17 protein-coding genes and 2 pseudogenes are annotated in these 18,813 nt (G+C 57.2%); 10 read left to right on the top strand and 9 right to left on the bottom strand.

Features of this window, described 5'->3' with window-relative positions; all coding sequences use genetic code 11:
- Nucleotides 1-3: 3 nt before the first annotated feature.
- The 6 genes and pseudogenes from L8H52_RS06650 (at nucleotide 4) to L8H52_RS06625 (ending at nucleotide 4,011) form a co-directional block, all read left to right on the top strand.
- On the top strand, nucleotides 4-360 hold the full coding sequence (locus L8H52_RS06650; protein WP_242206196.1) for a hypothetical protein: 357 nt from the start codon (nucleotides 4-6) through the stop codon (nucleotides 358-360).
- 150 nt (nucleotides 361-510) lie between these two features.
- A pseudogene (locus tag L8H52_RS06645) lies at nucleotides 511-924 on the top strand (IS4 family transposase); the annotation flags it as partial.
- A gap of 565 nt (nucleotides 925-1,489) precedes the next feature.
- A complete protein-coding gene (locus L8H52_RS06640; protein WP_242206194.1) occupies nucleotides 1,490-2,497 on the top strand; it encodes a glycosyltransferase family 2 protein in 1,008 nt (335 codons plus the stop codon).
- A 288-nt stretch (nucleotides 2,498-2,785) separates the two neighbouring features.
- Nucleotides 2,786-3,319, top strand: coding sequence for a hypothetical protein (locus L8H52_RS06635; protein ID WP_242206192.1), 534 nt, complete (start codon nucleotides 2,786-2,788; stop codon nucleotides 3,317-3,319).
- Nucleotides 3,320-3,391: 72 nt separating this feature from the next.
- Nucleotides 3,392-3,610: a hypothetical protein gene (locus L8H52_RS06630; RefSeq protein ID WP_242206190.1), complete on the top strand. Its 219-nt coding sequence runs from the start codon at nucleotides 3,392-3,394 to the stop codon at nucleotides 3,608-3,610.
- Between the two features lie 11 nt (nucleotides 3,611-3,621).
- Nucleotides 3,622-4,011, top strand: coding sequence for a hypothetical protein (locus L8H52_RS06625; RefSeq protein ID WP_242206189.1), 390 nt, complete (start codon nucleotides 3,622-3,624; stop codon nucleotides 4,009-4,011).
- 467 nt (nucleotides 4,012-4,478) lie between these two features.
- On the opposite strand, the gene L8H52_RS06620 is transcribed toward L8H52_RS06625, so the two are convergent.
- Complete coding sequence (locus L8H52_RS06620; RefSeq protein WP_038368014.1) at nucleotides 4,479-5,522, bottom strand: LLM class flavin-dependent oxidoreductase; 1,044 nt, start codon at nucleotides 5,520-5,522, stop codon at nucleotides 4,479-4,481.
- 159 nt (nucleotides 5,523-5,681) lie between these two features.
- A complete protein-coding gene (locus L8H52_RS06615) occupies nucleotides 5,682-6,167 on the bottom strand; it encodes a flavin reductase family protein (protein WP_242206188.1) in 486 nt (161 codons plus the stop codon).
- Between the two features lie 324 nt (nucleotides 6,168-6,491).
- On the opposite strand from L8H52_RS06615, the gene L8H52_RS06610 reads away from it, so the two are divergent.
- Together L8H52_RS06610 and L8H52_RS06605 are read left to right on the top strand one after the other, a co-directional pair.
- Entirely contained in the window at nucleotides 6,492-7,898 is a 1,407-nt protein-coding gene (locus L8H52_RS06610; RefSeq protein ID WP_242206185.1) for a cytosine permease, read from the top strand.
- A gap of 249 nt (nucleotides 7,899-8,147) precedes the next feature.
- A complete protein-coding gene (locus tag L8H52_RS06605; RefSeq protein ID WP_242206184.1) occupies nucleotides 8,148-9,248 on the top strand; it encodes a polyamine ABC transporter substrate-binding protein in 1,101 nt (366 codons plus the stop codon).
- Nucleotides 9,249-9,268: 20 nt separating this feature from the next.
- On the opposite strand, the pseudogene L8H52_RS06600 reads toward L8H52_RS06605, so the two are convergent.
- Nucleotides 9,269-9,379 (bottom strand): annotated as a pseudogene (locus L8H52_RS06600) (metal ABC transporter ATP-binding protein); the annotation flags it as partial.
- Nucleotides 9,372-10,346 (bottom strand): TerC family protein, encoded by a 975-nt coding sequence (locus L8H52_RS06595; RefSeq protein WP_242206182.1) that lies wholly within the window; start codon nucleotides 10,344-10,346, stop codon nucleotides 9,372-9,374. The gene L8H52_RS06595 and the pseudogene L8H52_RS06600, both read right to left, overlap by 8 nt.
- A gap of 165 nt (nucleotides 10,347-10,511) precedes the next feature.
- Between L8H52_RS06595 and L8H52_RS06590 the strand changes: the two genes are divergently transcribed.
- Nucleotides 10,512-11,456 (top strand): Dyp-type peroxidase, encoded by a 945-nt coding sequence (locus L8H52_RS06590; protein WP_242206179.1) that lies wholly within the window; start codon nucleotides 10,512-10,514, stop codon nucleotides 11,454-11,456.
- Here L8H52_RS06590 and L8H52_RS06585 read toward each other — a convergent pair whose 3' ends face one another.
- A complete protein-coding gene (locus L8H52_RS06585) occupies nucleotides 11,457-12,245 on the bottom strand; it encodes a helix-turn-helix transcriptional regulator (protein ID WP_038368029.1) in 789 nt (262 codons plus the stop codon). It lies immediately after the preceding gene.
- A gap of 84 nt (nucleotides 12,246-12,329) precedes the next feature.
- Between L8H52_RS06585 and L8H52_RS06580 the strand changes: the two genes are divergently transcribed.
- The gene (locus L8H52_RS06580) at nucleotides 12,330-13,328 is read left to right on the top strand and encodes a bile acid:sodium symporter family protein (protein ID WP_242206177.1); all 999 of its coding nucleotides are present in this window, start codon (nucleotides 12,330-12,332) and stop codon (nucleotides 13,326-13,328) included.
- A gap of 10 nt (nucleotides 13,329-13,338) precedes the next feature.
- Here the strand turns inward: L8H52_RS06580 and L8H52_RS06575 are convergent, their stop codons facing one another.
- The 4 genes from L8H52_RS06575 to L8H52_RS06560 form a co-directional block, all read right to left on the bottom strand.
- Nucleotides 13,339-14,094: an ABC transporter ATP-binding protein gene (locus L8H52_RS06575; protein WP_242206176.1), complete on the bottom strand. Its 756-nt coding sequence runs from the start codon at nucleotides 14,092-14,094 to the stop codon at nucleotides 13,339-13,341.
- Nucleotides 14,088-15,149 (bottom strand): iron ABC transporter permease, encoded by a 1,062-nt coding sequence (locus L8H52_RS06570; protein ID WP_242206174.1) that lies wholly within the window; start codon nucleotides 15,147-15,149, stop codon nucleotides 14,088-14,090. The genes L8H52_RS06575 and L8H52_RS06570 overlap by 7 nt, the downstream gene beginning before the upstream one ends.
- Nucleotides 15,146-16,327, bottom strand: a complete 1,182-nt coding sequence (locus L8H52_RS06565) for an ABC transporter substrate-binding protein (protein WP_242206569.1) — start codon at nucleotides 16,325-16,327, stop codon at nucleotides 15,146-15,148. Before L8H52_RS06565 ends, L8H52_RS06570 begins: the two co-directional genes overlap by 4 nt.
- Before the next feature lie 62 nt (nucleotides 16,328-16,389).
- Complete coding sequence (locus L8H52_RS06560; protein WP_242206171.1) at nucleotides 16,390-18,804, bottom strand: TonB-dependent receptor; 2,415 nt, start codon at nucleotides 18,802-18,804, stop codon at nucleotides 16,390-16,392.
- Nucleotides 18,805-18,813 lie beyond the last annotated feature (9 nt).

The following is an 18,813-nucleotide window of genomic DNA, read 5'->3' as shown; positions in this document are numbered from 1 at the left end:
ATAATGATTGAACAGAGAGATTTGGCTGAGTTTAAATCAGCAATTCTTACAGGCGTGATTGTCGGAATAGGATCGTTTGTTCTGATTTTTGATAATAGTGTGTCAGTGCTGATTCAGTGCCCCTTCGCCTGCGGTGATGAGGGGGCGTTGAAATATGGGCACGGCGAACATCTTCATAGTGCTGTCGTCCTTTTTGAACTATTGAATCGTCGTGTGAAAGAGGCGGGTTTAGAAAAAGGAGAAAAGTTGGTAATAACGTTTGATGATCGTAAGTTGCTTGAGATAATTCCTGAGGAAAATGGTCTTGAATCCTATGTTCTCACAACTCGACATGGAATTTGTCCCATTTCAATCAGTTAGGAGGGCTTGAGTAGAGAGCGAGTGATAAATGTACAGACCCTGGGGAATCCCCGATTTTTTCTTACAGAAAATCAAGAAGTTGGAATATTGAAGAGACCTGCATGAGTCGGCAACTTGGTTTGCACCACACAAATACAAGAAACCTAACCCATGCAGGCCATCCGATTTTTACACAGAGCGCTCGCTCAAGCACTGCCCTCTATCCATTCTCGCCGCCTGACATCACTAATGAGTTGTGTCAGTTCGTTACTGCATGGACGTCGCCTGACACTGACTGCTCTTGGGCGCTTCATGAAGGGGCGTGCTTACCCCAAGCATTCGATCAAGCGCGTGGATCGCTTGCTGGGCAATTAACGCTTGAGATCAGAGCGCCCATCGTTCTATTGGGTAATGCTTCGGGTATTGCTGAGTTCGTTGAAGCATCCTTTGATCCTGGTCGACTGGTCTCGAATTGACGCTTCAGGCACAGCCTATTTGCTAAGAGCATCGATCCCTCTTGCGGGGCGCTCATTTCCTGTTTATGAAAGCGTTCATGAGCGCGAGAGCTGCCCCAAGTACCAAAAACCGCCTACAAGGGTAAAGGGGGACAGACCCTGAGGGATCCCCACAAACTAATCCTACACCTGCGCCTGCGCCTGTTGATGTACCTCGGCTAGATAAATTGGGACAGACCACGTTTAGAAAAAATTCCGAAAACGTGGTCTGTCCCCGTTTTACCCGAATGGGGATGAATAAATGGGGCAGACCTTGAGGAATCCCCAATTTTTCTTACGGAAAATCAAGAAGTTGGAATATTGAAGAGACCTGCATGAATCGGCAACTTGGTTTGACCACACAAATACAAGAAACCGAACCCATGCAGGCCATCCGATTTTTACACAGAGCGCTCGTTCAAGCACTGCCCTCTATCCATTCTCGCCGCCTGACATCACTGATGAGTTGTGTTAGTTCGTTACTGCGGTCGTCTCCCTTTGACGCCTTAACCATCGGCCATTATCATGTGCCATCATATTGGCATCGCTCTGCCTCAGTGCGTTGAAAACGTGCCTTCGTTCGCCCTGTGCACGTCAACCTTGCCTCACAAATTCCCGTCTATCGGCATACGCCGTCGTCACAGGTGTTCAACAACGTGTCAGTCCCGAAAATTTCCGTCATCATCCCCACGTACAACGTTGAATCCTACATCGCCGAAACCCTTGATTCGCTGATTAATCAACCCGTGCCGTTGCACGAAATCATCTTGATCAACGATGGCTCGACCGACGGCACGCTTGACGTCATTACGTCAGGGTTCGACCATCGTGCGGAAGTCAAAGTCGTCACCCAGGATAATCAGGGTGTTGGTGCTGCACGGCGCAATGGTTTGGCATTGGCGAGCGGGGAGTATGTGTTCTTTTGCGACCCCGACGATGTGGTCAGCCCAGAGATGTTTTCGACGTTGGTGGAGCAGGTGCAGTCCAATGCCGCGCTTGAGTTGTTTTATTTCTCCAAGCGTTCGTACACCGAAGTCAACGGCGAGAAGCAGCTGTTGCGGCGCAACACCGCGGCCAGCCGCAATGGTTGGTTCGACGCCGGACGTGACTTGCTTGAGGATCTGATCTTGTCCGGCAAGTATCACGCTGCAACGTGGCAGTACATTTTCAAGCGCTCGGTGTGCGAGCGTTTCGCGGTTCGGTTGGAAGGGCGAGCTCATGAGGATCATGTGTTCAGCATGAACATCTATCTGCACAGCCACGCTACTTTTGCCACCTCGGCGGATTTTTACTTTCAACGGGTCAGGAGCGGTTCGCTTACGCAGAGCCATAAAGATGTCGAGTACGTGATGGGCAGTTATGCCGCGTACCGCGACACCCTGGCAGCGTTGAAGAAACACGTTAGGTCGTTCAATGCTGGACGGGACGTTGCGCTGAGTTTCATGGAACGCAATGTTGATGCACTGATCACCAAGTGCATCAAGTACGGTGTGCCGTTGCCGCAACAGATCACTTCGATGACCCGACAGGACAGCCGTGATTGCGGAGTGGTCCTGCATCCTCGCTGGACATTGCTGTTTCCGCGTATTGCTCACGGGATGCGCAAACTGCGCTTCAATCTCAAGCAAATGCGCAGGAATCGAAAAAGCCCGGTTCAGGGTTAGTTTTTGACTCATGACCAATGCAAAAAAGGGGCGAATTCAATTCGATGAATTCGCCCCTTTTTTGTGAGCCGCATGACTCCTCTTGATATTGTAGGTCCGCTGTTCTGCCGGAATACTCCCATTAAACCTGGTGTGGGGCTTCGTGAGGGGAACGTGGGTGATATGTGGGACGCAAAAAATGGGATTCGGTTGCCGGGATGTGGTCATCAGGCTAATTTTATGGATAAGACTCCCCGAACTAATCCAAGAGCTTTATGAAGTTAATATGAAGTCGGTGAGGACATTGCAGTGAATCAGTTGATCAGCGAAATTAGAACGAGGTGGGAGTGCGATGATGGAGCGCTCTCCGAGTCGTTTGTCAGCTGGAACGGAACCTCTACCAGTTTCGAAGACACAAAAAAAAATATGCTATATGCGCAAGAGCACCCAGTCGTACGATTAGAACAATATCTGGCTCTTGAAAGTGGCGTTGAAATACGCCTTCAAATCGGTGAGACGCCCTATATTCTTGAAGACAGAAGAGGGGTTTTGGTGGTTTTTAATGAGAAACCTTCAAAATTTAGTACGCCTGGATTTCCTTGGTTTTTTGACTGTCCTAATAATGCGGCGATTTACAATGCTGATGGCTCTTTGCGTTTTCGATTGCAAAGTTCCTGCGGTATAGGAAGCTATATTGGAATAGTGCACTACGCGGATACACCAGCGAACCCAAACGCGTTAGGTGTTTTGGTAGGTACATTAGGGCATGATCCGGAATGGCTCTATTTGGTTGATCCTAATAGCCCGGAATTGATACCTACAGGGAAATGGATTCGCTATTAGTTGTATAAAAAGTCGGATCTGAACGGTGTTTACTTAACAACTGCCCAATTGAGCTCAAAAAGAGCGGGATAAATGGGGGCAGACCACGCGGATATATGGGGGAAAGTCACAGGTTCAATGAAAACGTGGAACGAGCAGGCAATGATGCATTTACGTGAAATTACCCGTGCCCCCGGAAACTTTGTGCCTGTCACGACGGATAAAGGCCATACCTTCCTTGAGAAAAGGCTGGCGGATGGTCGAGGCGTAAGATTGAATGTGGACGGCACATTTAAAGGATTCATTGATTGAAGGAGGGCACCATGGCTGGGCTATTAGAAATCGTATTTGAGAACGTCAAGCAGAATGTGGTGTTGTCCTTGTTAGAAACAGTTATTACTAACGCGGCCTCCGTAGTTAGTGCTGAGTGTTCAGAGGTTTTTTCAGTCTGGAATAATGGGAAACTTGAGCTTGATGCGGTCGACGCCGCACTTGATTTCAATGGCGTAGTGAGTGTACTTATCAATGTTCGAAGTTTGAAGTTTATAGATGTGAGCGTAAACTCGGCACTCATTCGAATTCTTAAGTATCAAGGTGGTTTTGATCTTGATATTAGTTTTGATGAGGATGATGACGGGTTGGCGGATGTCGATGGTGTTGGTGCTTTTTTTTGCGTTCTCGAAGGAAGTGGCCAAGGAATTCGAGTTTGGTAATTGCTACTTTGGAATGGAGCCAGCCTCGGATGAGAGTACACGGTTTTTCACTAATGACGTGTTGGGGCCGCTGAAGTAAAGGGAGCTGGTTAGTTTTTCTTATTATCAAACGCTTCCTGACTCGAATGGGAGCAGAGCCTGAGGGATCCCCACAAACCTACTCCAGGCTGTGCGCCTGATGATGCACCTCATCACGCAGAGTTTTCTCCAATGTTTCCCAGTCTCCGCTGCCTCCGAACTCTATGCATCTACGCCAATACTCGAGGCCCAGTCGCCACAATGAGAGCTCGCGTCTTTCTCTGAGGTCGCTGCTTTGATAGCGCCGTCCCAGATGACTTTCACTCGCCTTAAGGGAGGCCGGGATCTGGTCGATTCCGGGAGTCGTAGTGTCTTGCCGATAGCCAAAAAATAAAACGCCCCGAACACTGTCGGGGCGTTTCATGGGTCAAGCTCAATCAGCAGAATACTTACCGAAACGCCGGCACCACATGCTTGATAAACAGCTCCAACGACTTCTTCTTCTCCTCATGCGGCAAGCTGTTGTCACACCAGAAGCTGAACTCATCCACCCCCAGTTCCTGGTAGTACTTGATCCGCGGAATGATCTCTTCCGGCGTACCGATCATCGCCGTCTTGTGCAAACTCTCCAGTTCAAACTCCGGACGCCCGGCAAACTTCTCTTCCGGGCTCGGTGCGAGGAAGCCATTGACCGGTGTCTGCTTGTTGCCGAACCACGCATCGAAGGTGCGATAGAACCGAGAGATGGCTTTCGCGCCGACTTTCCAGCCGTCCGGGTCATCAGCGGTGTGCACGTGGGTGTGACGCAGCACCATCAGTTGCGGGCGTGGCACGTCGGGGTTGTTGTCCAGCGCGGTCTGGAACTTGTTCTTCAGGTCGAGGACTTCTTCGTCGCCCTTCATCAGCGGCGTGACCATTACGTTGCAGCCGTTGGCCACCGCGAAGTTGTGCGAATCCGGGTCGCGGGCGGCGATCCACATTGGCGGGTTTGGCTGCTGGATCGGTTTTGGCACGCTGGTGGAGGTGGGGAATTTCCAGATGTCGCCGTCGTGGGCGTAGTCGCCTTGCCACAGGGCGCGGACCACCGGGACCATTTCGCGCAGTGCCTGGCCACCGCTGGAGGCAGGCATGCCGCCGGCCATGCGATCGAATTCAACCTGATAGGCGCCACGGGCCAGGCCGACTTCCATGCGCCCGTTGCTGATCACGTCGAGCAACGCGCATTCACCGGCGACCCGCAGCGGGTGCCAGAACGGCGCGATGATGGTGCCGGCGCCGAGGTGAATGGTGGTGGTTTTGGCGGCGAGGTAGGCGAGCAATGGCATCGGGCTTGGCGAGATGGTGTATTCCATCGCGTGGTGTTCGCCAATCCACACGGTGCTGAAACCGCCGGCCTCGGCCATCAGGGTCAGTTCGGTGAGGTCTTCGAACAGTTGGCGGTGGCTGACGCTTTCGTCCCAGCGTTCCATGTGGATGAACAGGGAAAATTTCATGACGCTTCCTCGGATCTTTTGTTGTTGAGGCTACAAAAATCGGTGGGAGTGAGCGGTTCGCGATCGCGCTGTGTCAGTCGCTTGCTGCGTGGCCTGTAACACTGCCTTCGCGAGCAGGCTCGCTCCCACATTTGATTTGCATAGGGCTGGAGGTTTTGATCAGGCCACGACGGGCAGGGCGCCCATCTTGCCGTGGCAGTACACCAGCGGCCCGGCGATTTGCTCGGGGACGATCAGGTTCTTCACCGCGCCGACCATGATGGCGTGGTCGCCGCCTTCGTATTCGCGCCACAGCTCACATTCGATGATAGCCGTCGCGTTGGCGAGGATCGGGTTACCCAGTTCGCTCAAGGTCCATTCGATGCCTTGCGCCTTGTCCTTGCCTTTGCGGGCGAAGGCGTAGGCTTCGTTTTGCTGGCCGCCGGACAGAACGTGGATGGCAAAGCGTTTGTTCTTGATCAGCACCGGGTAGGAATCGGAACTGTAGTTGGGGCAGAACAGCACCAGCGCCGGGTCCATCGACAGCGAGCTGAACGCACTGGCGGTCAGGCCGACGATCTGCCCGTCATCGTCCAGCGTGGTGATAACGGTTACGCCGGACGGGAACGAGCCCATGACTTGTTTGTAGATGGCGGCATCGATCATTGGTCGGTCCTCGGGTGTGGTGCTGCTGTTTTTATGTGTTTGTTGGTCTGATGGTATACCAGTATTCGATCTTTGCAAGGGCTTTTAAGCTGAACCGATAAACGTGCCGCGTTCGTCGGAAACTCAGCGTTTACGGGGCTTGTGGCTGGTCTGCAAGCCGCGGTTTCAGCGACGATGGCGTATCAGATAGCACCGAAAACTACGGATCAGTCTTGTGAATTGTTTGGAATACCATAATATGGTCTGCATCTGAGGGACGGCCAGAGAGTCCCCCCGGTTTGGCTTCATACAACGATAAGAACAGACAAACTCGAGTTCATGCATATGTCCCAGATGTCCCGGCAAGATCAGTTGATCGAGAACCATACGGTCGACTACGTCCCACTCGCGGAACGCCACGGGAAGGCCCGCGACCTATTCACCCTTTGGTTCAGCACCAACATTGCGCCACTGCCCATCGTCACCGGCGCCATGGTGGTTCAGGTGTTCCATCTCGATCTGCTCTGGGGGCTGTTGGCGATTGCGCTGGGGCACATGATCGGCGGCGTGGTGATCGCACTGGCGTCGGCTCAAGGTCCGCGCATGGGCATTCCGCAGATGGTCCAGAGTCGCGGCCAGTTCGGCCGTTATGGCGCGCTGTTGATCGTGTTTTTCGCGGCGATCATCTACATCGGTTTCTTCATTTCCAACATCGTGCTGGCCGGTAAATCCATCGTCGGCATTGCGCCGTCGGTGCCGGCGCCGTTGAGCATTCTGATCGGCGCACTGGCGGCCACGGCGATCGGCGTGATCGGCTACAACTTCATTCACACGCTGAACCGCATCGGCACCTGGGTGATGGGCAGCGCGTTGCTGGCCGGGTTCATCTATATCTTTGCCCATGACTTGCCGGCAGACTTTCTCACTCGCGGCAGTTTCAACCTGTCCGGCTGGCTGGCGACGGTGTCGCTGGGGATTATCTGGCAGATCAGTTTCTCGCCGTACGTGTCCGATTACTCGCGATACTTGCCGGCGGATATCGGCATCGCCAAGCCGTTCTGGGCGACTTATCTGGGCGCGACGCTGGGGACGATTCTGTCGTTCAGCTTCGGTGCCGTTGCCGTGTTGGCGACCCCGGAAGGCACCGAAGCGATGGTCGCGGTCAAGCAATCGACCGGTTGGCTAGGGCCGATTCTGATGGTGTTGTTTCTGCTGAATATCATCAGCCATAACGCGCTGAATCTGTATGGCGCGGTGCTGTCGATCATCACCTCGATTCAGACGTTTGCCAGCCAATGGACGCCGAGCATCAAGGTGCGCGTGGTGTTGTCGAGCGTGGTGCTCGCCGGTTGCTGCGTGGTCGCACTCGGTGCGTCGGCGGACTTCATTTCCGAGTTCATCGGTTTGATTCTGGCGCTGCTGCTGGTGCTGGTGCCGTGGGCGTCAATCAACCTGATCGACTTCTACCTGATCAAACGCGGCTGCTACGACATCACCTCGATCTTCCGCGCTGATGGCGGGGTTTACGGGCGCTTTAATCTGCACGCGATCATTGCTTACTTCATTGGCATCCTCGTGCAACTGCCGTTCGCCAACACGTCGCTGTATGTCGGGCCTTACGCCAATCTAGTTGACGGCGCGGACTTGTCCTGGCTGGTCGGCCTGGTGGTCACCGTTCCTTTGTATTACTGCCTGGCGACACGCGGCCAGACTCAGCAGAGCAGGGCGGCGAGATTGGGTTACACCGACTGAGCTGATCCGTTACCCGACAATGCCCGGCCAAATGCCGGGCATTGTCGTTTACGCATCCCGACGGTCAATCAAATTGGCCACATCGATCCCCTTTTGGCCCATCCCCCACTGTGCTCCAGCTACGCTGTCAGCAAGAATCAAAACCACAACAAGACGCTCGCCCCTTTTTACCCTTGGCTACCTTTACAGCCGCTGCCGTGTACAGAACATAAAAACCATCGAACTCACGCTGCCTTTTGGGGAACAACCATGGTCACGATGAAACGCATTTTGGGTGCCACTGTGTGCGGGCTGACGCTGTTGGCCGGCGCCGTCCAGGCTGAGCAACGCGAACTGCGCGTGTACAACTGGGCGGACTACATCCTGCCGTCTGTGCCCAAGGATTTCGCTGCAAAAAGCGGCATCAAAGTGACCTGGGACACCTTCGACACCAACGAATCCCTGGAAGCCAAACTGCTGACCGGCAACTCCGGTTACGATCTGGTGGTGCCGTCGAACCAGTTCCTTGAAACGCAGATCAAGGCTGGCGTCTTTCAGAAACTCGACAAGTCGAAACTGCCGAACTGGAGCCACCAGGATCCGGAGCTGTTGAAACTGCTGGGCAAGAACGACCCGGGCAACCAGTACGGCGTGCCTTACATGGTCGGTACCGTGCTGATCGGCTTCAACCCGGCCAAGGTCAAGGCTGCACTGGGCGACAACGCGCCGGTGGACAGCTGGGATCTGGTGTTCAAACCGGAGAACATGGAAAAACTAAAATCCTGCGGCGTGGCGATGCTCGATTCGCCGACGGAAATCCTCCCCCTGGCTCTGCATTATCTGGGCCTCGACCCGAACAGCCAGAACCCTGCCGACTATGAAAAAGCCAAGGAGTTGATGCTCAAGGTTCGTCCGTACGTGACCTATTTCAACTCGGCCAAGTACATGACCGACATCGCCAACGGCGACATCTGCGTGGCCATCGGTTACTCCGGCAGCTTCTATCAGTTCGGCAACCGCGCCAAAGAAGCCGGCAATGGTGTGGTGGTCGACTGGCGCTTGCCGAAGGAAGGCGCGCCGATCTGGTTCGACACCTTCGCCATTCCGAAGAGCGCGAAAAACGTCGCCGAGGCCCACGAGTTCCTCAACACCTTGCTCGATCCGAAAGTGATCGCGCCGATCAGCGATTTCCTTGGTTACCCGAATGCGAACAAGGATTCGATGCCACTGATCAACAAGGAAATCACCGGCAACCCGAACCTGACGCCGACACCTGAAGCGCTGAAAAACCTCTACGTCGTGCAGCCATTGCCGCAGAAACTTGAGCGTGTGCGGACTCGCGTATGGACCAGTATCAAGTCCGATAAGTAATCATCACCGCAATCCAAATGTGGGAGCGAGCCTGCTCGCGAAAGCGGAGTGTCATTCAACGTCGATGTTGACTGGTCCGACGCCTTCGCGAGCAAGCTCGCTCCCACAGGTTTATGTAGGGTGTCATTCAGTGCTGCGTTCGCTTTCTCGGGTGACCACCAGGCTCAACAACACCGACCCCAGAATCACCCCACACACCACCGCCAACGACCACTCCACCGGCATGTGCAGCCACGGCATCAACACCATCTTCCCACCGATAAACACCAGCACAATCGCCAGCCCATACTTGAGCAGATGAAAACGGTCGGCCATGTCCGCCAGCAGGAAATACAGCGCACGCAGGCCCATGATCGCGAAGATATTCGAAGTGAAGACAATGAACGGGTCAGTGGTCACGGCGAAGATCGCCGGGATGCTGTCGACCGCGAACATCAAGTCACTGGCCTCGATCAGCACCAACACCAGAAACATCGGCGTGGCCCAGCGCACGCCGTTCTGCAGGACGAAAAAGCGTTCGCCATGAAAGCTGCTGGTGATGCGCATGTGACTGCGCACCCAGCGCAGCAACGGATTCTTGTCCAGGTCCGGCTGGTGCTCGGCAAACACCAGCATCTTGATCCCGGTGAAGATCAAAAACACACCGAACGCATACAGCAGCCATTCGAACTGCGACACCAGCCACACCCCGGCAAAAATCATCACCGCGCGCATCACGATCGCCCCGAGCACGCCGTACAGCAGTACGCGCCGCTGCAGCTCCGGCGGCACGGCGAAGTAGCTGAAGATCATCACGAAGACGAACATGTTATCGATCGACAGCGATTGTTCGATCAGATAACCGGTGAGGAATTCGAGGGTTTTCTCGCGGGCGATTTCCGCGCCGAACGCACCGTGCAGATACCACCAGAGCAGGGCGGCAAAACTCAGTGCCAGCAAGCACCAGGCGATGACCCAGGACAAGGCTTCGCGAACCGACACCCGATGCGCCTTGCGCCCACCGAAGACAAACAGGTCCAATGCCAGCATCGCAAGCACGAAGACGATGAAGGCGCCCCACATCCACGGTTCGCCGATATTGATATTGGTGGCTGGCATGTCACGCTCCCTGTCTATTATTTGGATTGGGGTCAGACGGGGCCATGCTAGCGACGAGTTTGCGGCAAAGAAAAATCGTTTATTTCTGCGCAACAGTTCGTTAAAAACGAAGTATCAGCCCTCGTTCACAGCTCGGGCACTTTTTACGGAGCAATGTTTTCAGCGATGAATACCGACATTCTCGAACCTCAAGCGGTGTGCAGCCCGATCACCAGCAGCGCAATATTCATCGTCGCGACGCTGAATGCCGGGCCGGAAGCCGCGCAAACCGTCAAAGACTGGTGCGCCGATGTCGCCGGGCTGGTGCGCTCGGTTGGCAAGCGCGTCCCGACCGGCAATCTGACGTGCATCTGCGGCTTTTCCTCGAATGCTTGGGATCGCCTGTTCGGTCATCCACGGCCAGCATCGCTGCACGGTTTTCGCGAATTTGGCGGGGAAGGGCGGCACGCTCCGGCAACCCCGGGCGATCTCCTGCTGCACATTCGCGCGGATCAAATGGACCTGTGTTTCGAGCTGGCCACGCAAATCATGGCGGTTCTCGGCGATGCGGTGACCGTGGTCGACGAGGTTCAGGGTTTCCGCTATTTCGACATGCGCAGCATCATCGGATTTGTCGACGGCACGGAAAACCCGGTCGGGCGCAAAGCGGTCAACTTCACTATCGTCGGTGATGAAGACCCGGATTTCAGCGGCGGTAGCTACGTGCTGGTGCAGAAGTACCTGCACAACATGACCGCGTGGAACGGCTTGAGTGTCGAAGCGCAGGAGCGGGTGATCGGTCGCACGAAACTGTCCGATATCGAACTGGATGACGCGGTCAAACCGAGCAATTCACACAGTGCGCTGACCACCATCACCAACGCAGCCGGGGAAGAAGTAAAGATCCTCCGCGACAACATGCCGTTCGGCCGGCCGGGAGCAGGGGAGTTCGGTACCTTCTTCATCGGCTACGCGCGTTCGCCCGAGCCGATGGAGCAGATGCTGGAAAACATGTTTGTCGGCATACCACCGGGCAACTACGACAAGTTGCTGGATTTCAGTACTGCGGTCACTGGCAGTTTGTATTTCGTACCGTCAGCGGACTTGCTGGAAGAACTGGCGGATCGTTGATCAGCGAAAAAACTCCCCCGGCGTCTCCCCAAACTGCTGTCGAAACGCCGCAATAAACGCCGACGTCGAGTCATACCCGCAAGCCAGCGCGACATCGGTTACCCGTTCACCTTTTTCCAGGGGCGTCAGCGCGCCGAGCAGGCGCAGGCGCTGGCGCCAGGCGCGGAAGGTCAGGCCGGTATCGCGCAGAAACAGGCGGGTGAGGGTCTTTTCGGTGACGCCGAACTTCTCGCTCCAGTGGCTCAGCGTGGTTTGCTGTTCCGGATGGTGTTCCAGGCTCTGGTAGATCTGCTTCAAGCGCGCGTCTTGCGGCAACGGCAGCATCAGGTCGATCTGCGGCGCTTCGGCCAGTTGATCGAGGATGACCTGGGCGAGGCGTCCATGCGGGCCGCTCTGGTCGTATTCCACCGGAACCTGACTGAACGCGCGGATCAGTTCCCTGAGCAGATCGCTGACGCCGAGCACATGACAGCGCTCGAGCGCCCATCCGGCGACGCTGCAATCGATGTAGAGGCTGCGCATTTCCGTGTGCGGCGAGCTGAACACCCGATGCGGCACGCCCGCCGGGATCCACACGGCGCGCTCCGGCGGCGCGACGAAGCGGCCGACGCTGGTCTGGATTTCCAGCACACCCTGAATCGCGTAGGACAACTGCACCCACGGGTGGCTGTGGCGCCGGGTCAGGGCGCGATTGGGCAGCGATTCGGTACGGCCGTAGAGTGGACGCGGCAGGCTGGGCAGCCCGGGAATGCTGCGGCGAACGCTCTTGTCATGTCCTTTAGGCGGCATCTTGTGGCTCTTCGGCGTTAGTCGGTAGTTGGCAGTCACGTTAGAGTCGTCAGCACGCACTGGCAACCCCCGGATGAACCGACCATGACTCGCCCACGTTTTTTGCCCGATAACTTCACCCTGACGCTGATCGGCGTCGTGCTGCTGGCCAGTTTCCTGCCGGCCAGCGGCCAGGTCGCCGTCGGCTTCGGCTGGCTGACCAACATTGCCATCGCGCTGCTGTTTTTCCTGCATGGCGCCAAACTGTCCCGCGAATCGATTATTGCCGGCGCCGGTCACTGGCGCCTGCATCTGCTGGTGTTCGGTTTGACGTTTGTGCTTTTCCCGTTACTGGGCCTGGCATTGAAACCGCTGCTGTCACCGCTGATCGGCGACAAGCTGTACATGGGCATGCTTTACCTGTGTGCACTGCCGGCCACGGTGCAGTCGGCGATCGCCTTCACCTCGCTGGCGCGGGGCAATATTCCGGCGGCGATCTGCAGCGCGGCGGCATCGAGCCTGTTCGGGATTTTCCTCACGCCGTTGCTGGTGACGTTGCTGCTCGATGTCCACGGTGATGGCGGTTCTACGCTGGAGGCGATCCTGAAAATCAGCGTGCAATTGCTCCTGCCATTCATTGCCGGGCAGATCGCCCGTCGCTGGATCGGCGCGTGGGTGGGGCGCAACAAGAACTGGCTGAAGTTCGTTGATCAGGGTTCGATTTTGCTGGTCGTCTACGGCGCATTCAGCGAGGCGGTCAACGAAGGCATCTGGCATCAGATTCCGGTCGTTGATCTGCTGGGATTGGTGGTGGTCTGCTGCATTCTGCTGGCGCTGGTGCTGCTGGCGTCGACGCTGCTGGGCAAGGCATTCGGCTTCAGCCAGGAAGACCGCATCACCATTCTGTTCTGCGGTTCGAAAAAGAGCCTGGCCACCGGGGTGCCGATGGCGCAGGTGTTGTTTGCCGGTAGCACGATTGGCGTGCTGATTCTGCCGCTGATGCTGTTCCATCAGATTCAGTTGATGGTCTGCGCTGTGCTCGCTCAGCGCTACGCCAAGCGCCCGGAATCGGTGCCCGAGCTGATGGCGCAAGTCGATCCGTGATCGCCGCAGATCAGACGATATCGTCGATCAGGATATGCGACAGCCCTTTGCTGCACTGCTCGATCCGCGCCTGGACCTTGTAGACGTTGCGCAGCATCTGTTCGGTGATCACTTCACTGCTTGGGCCGCTGCCCTGCGCCGTACCATCGGCAATCACCAGCACCTGATCGGCGAAGCGCAACGCCTGATTCAGGTCATGGATGGCAATGAACACAATCACTTCACGCTTGCGCGCCAGGCTGCGCATGAAGTTCAGCACTTGCACTTGTCGATGCATATCGAGGGCGCTGGTCGGTTCGTCCATCAGCAGGATTTCCGGTTCACGCACCAGGGTCTGCGCGATGGAGACCAACTGCTGCTGACCGCCGCTGAGTTCACCAAGGTTACGGAACGACAGCCCGGTGATGCCTAGCGCGGCGAGAATCTCGTCGACCAGTTTCAGCTCATCATCGTGGACCACCCAGCCCGGCGTCAGTTGCTTGCGCGCCAGCAGCACGGATTCGTACACCGTCAATCGTGCACTGGCATTCAGGCCTTGCGGCATGTAGCTGATACCGGTCGGGCCTTTTTTCGAGTCCTGCAAAATCACCTGACCGGGGCCATCGATCAGTCCGGCCATGCGCTTGAATAACGTCGATTTACCGGCCGCATTGGGCCCGACCACGGCAACCACCTGACCGCCAAAAAACGTCGCCGTCGAGACACCGCGAATTATTTCGCGCTGACCGTAGCGGGCGCCGAGATTCTCCAGTTGCAGCTTCACCATGAGTTTTTCTTCCCGCCGAGAATCAGAGAAATGAAGAACGGCACGCCGATCAGCGAGGTGACCACGCCGATGGGGAAAATGGCGCCGGGGATCAGGGTTTTGCTGACCACCGAACTGGCCGAAAGAATCAATGAGCCGGTGAGCAAAGAGGCCGGCAAAAAGAAGCGCTGGTCTTCACCGATCAGCATGCGCGCGATGTGCGGCCCGACCAGACCGATGAAACCGATGGTGCCGACGAACGCCACGGGAAACGAGGCGAGCAGGCTGACCATGATCAGCGTCTGGAAGCGCAAGCTGCGCACGTTGATGCCGAAACTGGCAGCCTTGTCGTCGCCCAGGCGCAGGGCGGTCAAGGCCCAGGCGCGTCTGGCGAAAATCGGCAGGGTGATGAGGATCACCAGGCAGATCACCCCGAGTTTCGGCCACGTGGCTTTGGTCAGGCTGCCCATGGTCCAGAACACCACGGCGGCGACGGCTTGCTCGGTGGCGAAGAACTGCACCAGCGCCAGCAGCGCATTGAAGGTGAACACCAATGCGATGCCGAGCAGCACGATGGTTTCGGCAGTGACGCCACGGCGCATGCTCAGAAAGTGAATCAACAGCGCCGAAAGCATGGCCATGATGAAGGCGTTGAGCGGCACCATGAATTGCGCCGCCAGCGGGAACAACGCCACACCGAAGGCCAGGCCCAATGCTGCGCCGAAACTGGCGGCGGCGGAAATGCCCAAGGTGAACGGACTGGCCAACGGGTTGTTGAGGATGGTCTGCATCTGCGCGCCGGCCAGCGACAACGCCGCGCCCACGGCCACGGCCATCAGCGCCACCGGCAAACGAATATCCCACATCACCACGCGCACTTGTGGCGAAGCACTCTCCGGCGAGAACAGGGCGCCGAGCACTTCGCTGAAACTGTAACTCGCCGGGCCCAGTGCCAGATCGAGCAATACGCTGCACAGCAACAGAATCACCAGCCCAGCGAGGATCAGGCGTTTACGCAGCACCAGTCGCCGGTAGGTTTCGCGCTGCACCTCGACGGTGTCGGTCAACGAACTCATGGTTTGACCTCAGGATTACGCAGGCTGACGAAGTAGCCCGGCTCATACGGAACGGGCAGGAAGCGCTCATGCAATTCGCGGAAGGAAGCGTCAGGGTCGAGATCGGCAAACAACTCCGGGTGAAACCATTTGGCCAATTGCTGAATGGCCACGAACTGGTAAGGGCTGTTGTAGAACTGATGCCAGATGGCATGAAAGGCTTGCGTCTCCTGAGCCTTGATCCCGGCGTAGGCCGGACGCCGGGTGTACCACGCGAGTTTTTTTCGCGCCTCGGTCATGTTCGCACCGGGACCGACACCGACCCAATGGCCACCGGGCGCAAAGGCTTCCCAGTTGGCCGTGGTGATCACCACGTGCGCCGGATTGGCGACGATGACCTGCTCGGGATTCAACTGGCCGAACGTGGTCGGGATGATCCGCCGGGCAATATTGTTGCCGCCGGCCATGTCGACGAACAGGCCGAAATTTTCATTGCCGAAGCTCAGGCAGCAATCGTCGGTGTAGCCGCCAATGCGCTCGATGAACACGCTCGGGCGCTGTGGATGTTGTTTCTCGATGACGTCGGTGACGCGGTGAATCTGCTGGTTGCGAAAATCAATGAAGGCCTCCGCGCGTTGTTCTTTACCGAACAGTTTGCCGAACAGGCGCATGGTCGGTTCGGTGTTCTGCATCGGGTTGTTACGAAAGTCGACGTACACCACGGGGATGCCCAACGCGTCGAGCTTCTCGATATAGCGCGCGTCTTCGGTGGCATGCTGTGCCTCGATGTTGAGGACGATCACATCCGGGCGCTGCGAGATCGCTTGCTCGATGTCGAAGGTGCCGTCTTCAAAGCCGCCGAAGGTCGGGATTTTGGCAATGCCGGGGAATTTGCGCCGGTAGGCGTTGTAGGTGTCCGGGTCGGACTGGATCAGGTCCTTGCGCCAGCCGACGATGCGTTCGATCGGGTTTTGTGTGTCCAGCGCGGCGACCAGATACAGCTGCCGGCCTTCACCGAGGATGACTCTTCTAACCGGCAGATGCACCTTGACCTTGCGCCCGAGCAGATCGGTCACTTCGGTGCGCGCCGTATCCACTTCGGTGGCGTTTGCATTGCTCGGCGCCAGCGTCAACAGGCTCAGCAGTCCTGCCAGTAACAGCGCAGCCAAGGCGAGGCTGCGTCGATCGAAAATCACCATGGTCAAAGCCTTTGCAAAGGTCAGTTCGGCCAACGGCTCACACCGCTGGCCGACTGAACGTTTCAGAAATCGACAGTCGCCGACAGTAATAAGGTGCGCGGTGAGCCTTGGGAAAACGCCCCGTAGGAGGCGACGCCCGACCAGTACTCGTGGTCGAACACGTTCTGCACGGTGGCGCGAAATGTGGTCGGTCGATCATCGATGCGTGTGCTGTAGCGGGCGCCGACGTCGTAGCGCGTCCAGTCATCGAGTTTTTGTGTGTTGGCCTGGTTCACGTACTGGCTGCCGGTGTGGATCGCGCCACCGGTCAGCGTCAGGCCCTCGACCCACGAGGTGTCCCATTCGGCCCAGAGGTTGGCCTGAACCTCGGGCACGCCGACCGGTTTGTTGCCGCGGTTGGCGGCCACGCCTGTTTTCGTCAGTTCGGCATTGAGCAAGGTCACGCCACCAAGCAGGCGAGTGCCCGGCGTGACTTCGCCGAACACGTTCAGCTCCAGCCCGCGATTGCGTTGTTCGCCCTGCACCGAGAACACTCCGGAGGCCAGTTCGCCGCTGGGTTTGGTGATCTGAAACAGGCTGATGGTGGAGGTAAACGTGCCGTAGTCGGCCTTGACCCCGAGTTCGTGCTGGCGGGAAACATAAGGGGCAAAGATCTCGCCAGCGTTGGACGCGGTGGACGGCGCGATGTCGCCCTTGCTCAAGCCTTCGAGGTAGTTGTAGTAGAACGAAACGTGATCCCAAGGCTTGATCACAGCGCCGAACAACGGTGTCGTCCGGCCGTCGTCGTAGGACGTGGTCACCACGCCGGCGGCGTTGTAGTTGTCGGATTTGATGTTCTGTTTGCGCAAGCCCAGGGTTACCTGGGCGCGGTCGTCGAGAATCGACAGCGTGTCGGCCAGCGCCACGCCAGTCAGTTCGCTCTCCGAGACTTTCGGCGTATCCGGCTTGGGGATGTAAGGTTGCGGGCGATCCACCGGGTGATAAATGTTCGACAGGATCGATGCGCCGGAAATGATCCCGCGCGACAACACATCGCGATAGCGACTGACTTGCACGGTGGTGCGGTGACTGATCGGCCCGGTATCGAAGCGCAGCCGCGCACCGGCATCAACGGTGTAACGCTCGACTTCGAACTTGTAGTAACCGGGGATCGACGAGGTGTCGCCAGCGGCATTGATAATGGTCGGCGTTTGATCGGACATCCGCGCGACATCCGATTTGCCGCCGCCGGCATGGGCGAACACCGTCAACGCATCGCTGAGGTCGTATTCGCCGCTGAGCAGCGCAGACTTGTCTCGGGTGGTCGACCAGCCCCAGTCCTGACTGACGTTGGTACGGCCGTTGGCGGCGGAAGGAATCTCCACGCCCGAGGCAATCAGGAACGGCCGCGAAGCCGCGTCGAAGCTTTCTTTCTGGTTGAGCCAGTCGAAGGTCGTGCGCAGGCGTTCGCCCTGATAGTCGAGGGAGATCGCGCCGATGTCGACGTGGCGCGATTGATCGTCGATCGCCGTGTTGCCCAACTGCGTGCTGCCGTTGAAGCGCACACCGAAGCGGCGTTCTTCGCCGAAACGCCGACTGACGTCGAGATGGCCACCGGCCTGGGAATCCATGGCGTAACTGGCGGTGAAGCGGGTCAGGTCTTCATCGAGAGAGCGCTTGGGCACCACGTTGATCACGCCGCCCACCGCGTTGTTGGGTGACATGCCATAGAGCAGGGCGCCGGGGCCTTTGACCAGTTCGATGCGTTCGGCGTATTCGGTAAAAACCCGATAGTTGGGCGCTACACCGTAAACGCCGTCGAAGGCCAGTTCACCGAGGTTGCCTTCGCCGACGGGGAAGCCACGAATGAAGAATGAATCGACGATCCCCCCGGTCTGGCCGGTGGAACGCACCGAAGAATCACGTTCAAGCACATCGCCGACGGTGACGGCTTGTTGATCCTTGATCAGCGCCGAAGTGTAAGTGCTGACGCTGAATGGCGCGTCCATCACATCGGTATTGCCAAGAATGCCCAGACGTCCTCCGTTGGCCACCTGACCACCGGCATAGACGTCTGGCAGGGCATCGCTGCGCTTGTCGGTGCCGATCACGGCGGTTTCATCCAGCGTTACCCGGCGCGGCACCAGCGTGTAGCTGCCGTCACTGCGCAAGACCATGTCCAGACCACTGCCCTCCAGCAAGCGATTGACCGCCTCTTGCGTAGAGAACTTGCCGATCAGCGCAGGACTGTTCAGGCCTTCGGTCAACGAGGGCTGGAACGACAAGGCAATACCAGCGTCCACGGCAAAACTCGACAGGGTCGCACCCAGCGGCCCGGCGGGAATGTTGTAGACGCGAACCGCGACAGCGTCCAGCTGCACAGGCACGCCAGCCAAGGCAAACGGGCAAAACACACCGATCAGGACAAGGCTTAGCAACGCACTGCGAACAACTGGTTTGAACTGACGATCCGGGCGCAGGTGGCGTGCAGCAAGCATGGATGAATG

The sequence above is a fragment of the Pseudomonas sp. CROZ-RG-20F-R04-15 genome, assembly GCF_022662375.1.
Lineage (GTDB): Bacteria > Pseudomonadota > Gammaproteobacteria > Pseudomonadales > Pseudomonadaceae > Aquipseudomonas.
The sequence above is the reverse complement of the archived record's forward strand: the minus strand, read 5'-3'. Positions and strand labels throughout refer to the sequence as shown.

Coding starts and splice junctions, on each gene's coding strand:
- L8H52_RS06650 (WP_242206196.1), top strand. CDS start 4: ATGATTGAACAGAGAGATTTGGCTGAGTTTAAATCAGCAATTCTTACA.
- L8H52_RS06630 (WP_242206190.1), top strand. CDS start 3,392: ATGGGGGCAGACCACGCGGATATATGGGGGAAAGTCACAGGTTCAATG.
- L8H52_RS06625 (WP_242206189.1), top strand. CDS start 3,622: ATGGCTGGGCTATTAGAAATCGTATTTGAGAACGTCAAGCAGAATGTG.
- L8H52_RS06620 (WP_038368014.1), bottom strand. CDS start 5,522: ATGAAATTTTCCCTGTTCATCCACATGGAACGCTGGGACGAAAGCGTC.
- L8H52_RS06615 (WP_242206188.1), bottom strand. CDS start 6,167: ATGATCGATGCCGCCATCTACAAACAAGTCATGGGCTCGTTCCCGTCC.
- L8H52_RS06610 (WP_242206185.1), top strand. CDS start 6,492: ATGTCCCAGATGTCCCGGCAAGATCAGTTGATCGAGAACCATACGGTC.
- L8H52_RS06605 (WP_242206184.1), top strand. CDS start 8,148: ATGGTCACGATGAAACGCATTTTGGGTGCCACTGTGTGCGGGCTGACG.
- L8H52_RS06595 (WP_242206182.1), bottom strand. CDS start 10,346: ATGCCAGCCACCAATATCAATATCGGCGAACCGTGGATGTGGGGCGCC.
- L8H52_RS06590 (WP_242206179.1), top strand. CDS start 10,512: ATGAATACCGACATTCTCGAACCTCAAGCGGTGTGCAGCCCGATCACC.
- L8H52_RS06585 (WP_038368029.1), bottom strand. CDS start 12,245: ATGCCGCCTAAAGGACATGACAAGAGCGTTCGCCGCAGCATTCCCGGG.
- L8H52_RS06580 (WP_242206177.1), top strand. CDS start 12,330: ATGACTCGCCCACGTTTTTTGCCCGATAACTTCACCCTGACGCTGATC.
- L8H52_RS06575 (WP_242206176.1), bottom strand. CDS start 14,094: ATGGTGAAGCTGCAACTGGAGAATCTCGGCGCCCGCTACGGTCAGCGC.
- L8H52_RS06570 (WP_242206174.1), bottom strand. CDS start 15,149: ATGAGTTCGTTGACCGACACCGTCGAGGTGCAGCGCGAAACCTACCGG.
- L8H52_RS06565 (WP_242206569.1), bottom strand. CDS start 16,327: ATGGTGATTTTCGATCGACGCAGCCTCGCCTTGGCTGCGCTGTTACTG.
- L8H52_RS06560 (WP_242206171.1), bottom strand. CDS start 18,804: ATGCTTGCTGCACGCCACCTGCGCCCGGATCGTCAGTTCAAACCAGTT.